The organism is Streptomyces sp. NPDC002403, from assembly GCF_053593015.1.
Genome location: NZ_JBSFBQ010000164.1, coordinates 1 through 1172 on the forward strand (window position 1 = coordinate 1; position 1172 = coordinate 1172).

Sequence of the window (1172 nt, forward strand, 5' to 3'; positions counted from 1 at the left end):
ACCGCCACCCGATCACGAGAAGAACCGGCAACACCCCCGACAACCGGCCGAAGAGAAACACGATGACGGGCCCCGCCAGAACCGACCGGACCCACACTCTCCCCCCCACCCGCCCCACCCGACCCACCGGAAGCATCCCGGGACAGCCCACCCGACCCACCCCCAACCAGGCCACGCCCGCCCAAAGCATCCACCCGCACCCCCAACCGACGTGAGCGCCGCTCGTCGCCGAACCGGAGGCTGAGTCTCTGGATACTGATGCCGGCGGCCTCGAGGACACTCCTGACCTCGTCTTCCCGCAGGCGGAAGCGGGCGGCCAGGTCGGCGAGGTGCACACCGGGTTGGTTGTCCGCTGCTGCCAGCTCACGGACGGTGCGGGCAAGGTCCTCGACGGGCGGGAAGTGGGCGGTGCTATGCCCGCCCAAATCATCCACCCGCACCCCCAGCCAGTTGCGCCGCTCGCCACCGACCAGCAGTGTGATTCTCTGGACAATGATGCCGGCGGCCTCTAGGGCACCCCTGATCTCGAATTCCTTCAGGCGGAGGTGGGCGGCCAGGTCGGCGAGGTGCACACCAAGGTGGTTGTTCGCTGCTGCCAGCTCGTGGATGGTGCGGGCGATGTCCTCGACGGTCGGGAGGTGGGCGAGGCCGTGCCCGCCCAGGTAGTCCACCCGCACCCCCAGCTGTTTGCGCCGCTTGCCGTCGAACCGCAGTTCGGCTGTCTTGACGCTGATGCTGGCGGCCTTGAGGACATCCCTGATCTCGTCTTGCGTCCGGCGGAGGTGGGCGGCCACGATCTCAAGGTGCACACCGGCCCGTTCCCCGGCCAGCTCACGGATGGTGCGGGCGAGGTCCTCGACGGTCAGTGGGGGGGAGGCGGGGTGGTGGGTCTGGCTGGGGCCGGCCTGGTCCATCGTCTCCTCCCGTCCTGTCCCGCCCGGCCCGTCGGAGGCATCCGGGAGCAGTTCACCCGACCCGTCCCCGTCCCCGAGGCCGTGCCGGCCCAGGGCATCCACCCGCACCCCCAGCCGATGGCGCTGCTTGTCGCCGACCGGCAGTTTGAGTTGCTGGACGGTGATGCTGGCAGGCTCGAGAACGTGTCTGATCTCGTATTCCTGTAGGCGGAAGTGGGTGGTCAGGGTGGAGAGGTGCACCCCGGTGCGTTCCCCGGC

1 pseudogene is annotated in these 1172 nt (G+C 69.5%); it reads right to left on the bottom strand.

The window, feature by feature from the left end:
- Nucleotides 1-1154, bottom strand: a pseudogene (locus ACWCPY_RS43335) (hypothetical protein); the annotation flags it as partial.
- Between the last annotated feature and the right edge of the window lie 18 nt (nucleotides 1155-1172).